The organism is Galbibacter sp. (assembly GCF_035306585.1).
In the GTDB taxonomy this organism is placed as follows: domain Bacteria; phylum Bacteroidota; class Bacteroidia; order Flavobacteriales; family Flavobacteriaceae; genus Galbibacter.
Map to the genome: position 1 here is coordinate 1 of NZ_DATGNU010000005.1, position 4,209 is coordinate 4,209.

At 36.8% G+C, this 4,209-nt stretch carries 3 protein-coding genes, 1 tRNA gene and 1 pseudogene; 2 read left to right on the forward strand and 3 right to left on the reverse strand.

The window, feature by feature from the left end; all coding sequences use genetic code 11:
- The first annotated feature begins 23 nt into the window (after positions 1 to 23).
- Positions 24 to 97, forward strand: a tRNA-Ala gene (locus VKY50_RS00520).
- A gap of 113 nt (positions 98 to 210) precedes the next feature.
- Here the strand turns inward: VKY50_RS00520 and VKY50_RS00525 are convergent.
- Positions 211 to 333 (reverse strand): annotated as a pseudogene (locus VKY50_RS00525) (transposase); the annotation flags it as partial.
- A gap of 114 nt (positions 334 to 447) precedes the next feature.
- On the opposite strand from VKY50_RS00525, the gene VKY50_RS00530 reads away from it, so the two are divergent.
- The gene (locus VKY50_RS00530) at positions 448 to 1,158 is read left to right on the forward strand and encodes an SDR family oxidoreductase (RefSeq protein WP_324297751.1); all 711 of its coding nucleotides are present in this window, start codon (positions 448 to 450) and stop codon (positions 1,156 to 1,158) included.
- Positions 1,159 to 1,168: 10 nt separating this feature from the next.
- On the opposite strand, the gene VKY50_RS00535 is transcribed toward VKY50_RS00530, so the two are convergent.
- A complete protein-coding gene (locus tag VKY50_RS00535; RefSeq protein ID WP_324297753.1) occupies positions 1,169 to 2,020 on the reverse strand; it encodes an alpha/beta hydrolase family protein in 852 nt (283 codons plus the stop codon).
- A partial coding sequence (locus VKY50_RS00540; protein WP_324297757.1) for a PD-(D/E)XK nuclease family protein occupies positions 2,013 to 4,209 on the reverse strand: 2,197 nt, incomplete at its 5' end. The genes VKY50_RS00535 and VKY50_RS00540, both read right to left, overlap by 8 nt.

Below are 4,209 nucleotides of genomic sequence, written 5' to 3' on the forward strand. Positions count from 1 at the left end.
TTTTGCAAATAAAAAAGCGTATTGGGGCATTAGCTCAGCTGGCTAGAGCGCTACACTGGCAGTGTAGAGGTCATCGGTTCGACTCCGTTATGCTCCACAGAAAGATCCTTGTAAATCAATAATTTGCAAGGATTTTTTCATGTTTAAACTTTGTCAGTTTGAAATGACAATTGCGTTGGATTAACTTGGGATCATTCCCAAAAGTTGTGTTTATGCAAAAATTGTAGTTAATCTAAAAAGGAAGAATTCTAAGTTTTTTACCCCTCTGAACTGCGCTCTAAAAGCTTTTATTTTAGCGTTGAAAGATTCAGCCGAAGCATTGGTTCTTCTGTTTAAAAAATAACTTGCATTACTTTGTGAAGGTACATGCTATTTTTTAGTGAAACAATAACATCGCTTATTTCCATTGATGCTTATTATGTTTTACCTTTATGAAAAAGAATTTTTATGGATTTAAAAGGTAAAGTGGCCTATATCACCGGGGGCACTAAAGGAATAGGTTACGGTGTAGCCAAAGTATTAATGAACCAAGGAATGAAAGTGGCCATAAGTGGTCGTTACGCTAAAACTGCCCAACAAGCAGCTGCCAGCCTTGGTAGTTCTGATAATGTAATTGGATTGGCATCGAATGTTGCCGTATTAGAAGATGAAATCAAGGCGGTGAAGCAAATCATTGAAAAGTGGGGTCATTTAGACCTTGTCCTTGCAAATGCTGGAGTGGGTCATTTTGCGCCCATAGATGAGCTTGAGGTTGACAAGTGGAAGCAGATGATTGACACGAATCTAAATGGTGCCTATCATAGCTTAAAGGCGTCTGTAGAAGCGTTAAAAGACTCCAAAGGGTATTATATTACCCTAGCGAGTTTGGCTGGAACCAATTTCTTTGCAAACGGAGCTGGTTATAATGCTTCAAAATTTGGAGTCGTTGGCTTTACTCAAGCCGCCATGATTGACTTGCGTAAATACGATATCAAAGTTTCGACCATTATGCCTGGTTCGGTGTCATCTCATTTTAATGATCACCAACCAAGTGATTCAGATGCTTGGAAAATTCAGCCGGAAGATATCGGAGATCTTGTGGTAAATTTATTAAAAATAAACCCAAGGACACTCCCGAGTAAAATAGAGGTACGTCCATTACGTCCGGACAAAAAATAAAAAGTATAATTTATTTTAAAACAAAAGCTATCGAGGCTTCCACGACTTGCTCCATTTGTTGTGGGAGCTTTTTATTTTCCCAGGGATGTTTTCCTCCAAAGACATGATCGCCACTTGCTATCTCTAAAAACTCGCCTCTTGGGCTCCAATTATATAATTTCCTTCCCTCCTTAATATTTACGGTTGGATCATCTGTTCCATGAACCACCAAATTCGGTATGGTCAACTTTTCTACTGCATCTTTAATGGTAAAGCGCTGTTTGTTTTTTATAAAATCTTCGTAAAATTGATAATAATGAGGTAACTGTTGTTTGGTTCTGCTGTTCTCCACATATACGACTCCGTTTTCTTTCCAATAGGCTCTAGATTTTTCATCGGAAAAACGCGATTCAAAATCACTGACACTTGCCCAGCTAATTACCTTCTCTACCCTATCATCTTCGGATGCTTTGATATAGACGATTCCGCCCCCTCTTGAATGACCAATAAGGGTTAGTTTTTTCGGATCTATATGCTCGTGGTAAACGAAATTATTACTGCAGCAGTGATCCATCATTACCTTTAAATCATCCAGTTCAATAGAAAAATTATTTAAAGCAAAGGCCTCTAAATCAGGGAAATCAATAGGTTGATCAACTGTACCACCATTGTGAGAAAAATTAAATTTTATAAAACAAACACCCCTATTGGCAAAGGATCGAGCAACAATATCCCAATATCCCCAATCTTTAAAGCCTTTATACCCATGACAGAAAATAACTAATGGGGCTTTTCTATCTGTTTTCGGTTTTTCAAAGTAGATATCAAATAAAATTGGTCTTTGATGATTGCCTTGTAGGATCTGGTTTTTTAAATTATGCATATTGTTCTAATTCTTTTTCTTGTAGTGTTTGGTTCGGATCAAATATTTTAAGAATGAGTTTTTCTAAGGCTTGGGAAAATAAGGCTAAGACCTCTTGATCGATAAGGTGTTCTTTTATGGCTCCTCTCCCTTTTTTGTCCTTTACAGCAAAGGAAAGTACTCCTAATTGAAGGTTTTTAAATGAAATAATACCGGCAGTAAAGGAATTTAATCCATTTTGCTTGTGGATCAATAGAGCATAACACAGAATCTGGAAGGCTTTGTTATAAGTGGCATCCTCAATGAGATCTTCCCATCCGATGATCTCGACATTTTTCGTTTCTGTTTTGCCAGTCTTGTAGTCGATAATTTGTAGACGACCATCTACCATTTCAACTCGGTCTACTTTTCCTTTTAAATACACTTTAAAATCCAATGAAGACACTGGAATTTCAGCTTTTATATCTTGTTCAATTTGAACTATCTGAATTTTTTTACCCTGCTTTAATCGGTTTTCTTCAAACCTAAGGAAATTCTCAACATAGCGTTTGGCAACATGATAGGAGATCAGATTTTTTCCATAAAGTTTATCAACACTTGTATAAGTTTGCGAAAAGAAGTCTTGGATCTTTTCATCCACTTGAGATCGCATTTTTTGGAGGTGCTCTAAAGTTAACAACTGCCCTTCTAGCGGTTTGTAGAAAAACTCTAAGGTGTCATGGACAATGGTACCCAATGTATTGGCAGCAATGGTCTCTTCGACCTCTTCTACTTCCCTTATTCCAAGAATGGAACGGCTGTAAAAATCTAGGGGATTTCGAATATAGGTGGTTAATGATGTTGGAGAAAAGCCTTTTTGTGCTACATTTTTAATCGCTTGTAAAAGTGTTGAATCCTTCTTGATACTTAGTAGCTCGTTTTTTTTATTTACAATTTTAGCCGTAGCAACCTTTTCTACAATATGGTGATTGGGCTGTGGCAACATGGTAAGTTGGTGTATCAGTCTGCTTTTTTCTCCACCTTCCAATGAATTGGGTTCTGTGTTGTATATTATATATATGTTTTTAGCACGTTGTAAGAGTCTATAGAAGTGATAGGAATATATCGCATCCTTTTCCTTAAAAGTTGGAAGCCCAAAGGCCACCTTTAAATCTAGCGGGATGAAGGAATTGTGAGTTTTGCCTGCTGGTAATACGCCTTCATTAACCGATGAAATGATTACGTTTTGAAAATCAAGGTTACGACTCTCTAACATTCCCATGATCTGAAGACCTTGTACAGGTTCTCCTTTAAAGTCAACGGTCTGTAGTTGGATTGTAGCTGAGTATACTTTTCGAAGCGACCTTATATCAGTAATACTACCGTAAGTATTATTGAATTGCTGAAGTTGATTAAATACTTGATAACATCCGAAGAGGTATTCCAGAAACAAGACATTTTTTTGCTGCTTATACCGATCCCTAAGCTGGATCAAAATTTCTAAGCAGCTATCGATTGCTTGTGAAATTAAAAGATTTTTATCTCTTGGAAAAAGAAGTTTTAATTCTGTAAAAGAGGCAAGTTGGATATCTGTAACATACACTTCATTTTCCTTTGTGATGATATTTAAAAGGGCTTCAATCTCCTTGCTTCTATGATTTAGAAACATTTGAGTAACTGGATTGGTAAGCACGGCAATAAGATCTTTGTAGTACCAAGATCCTTCTGATTTGTTTTCCCATACCTCCAGTAAGGTTTCAAAAAAGGAGCCCACTGGAGTCAAAGCAAGAGGGAAACCACTTGTGACGTTCGCTATGTCTATGGAATCAGGAAGACTGCTTAAAAGAGGAGTTAAAAGACTTTCATTGGATAATACAATGGCAGTTTTAGCAGCCCGAAGTTGCTTGTTCTCTAAAATATGTCCGATGTATTTAGCCTGTCCAACATTTTTTGGGGTACCGATGATATCAATATTTTTCTCCCCCTTATAATACTCAGATATATACTCAAATTCATGGGTCTTGTAGTAAGGCCATGTGTTTTTGTATTTTCTGAGGAATAAGCCTGCATCATGATCTGTTTCTTCTAAAAATTTTTTATCAATGTCCCAATATATGGAGGTGTTTCCAGCTTCCAAAAAAGACTGAAACATATTTTGCTCGGCAGTATTTAAGGCATTAAACCCTATAAAATAATGTTGTAGAGTACCATTGTTTTTTAGGTATTGCTGA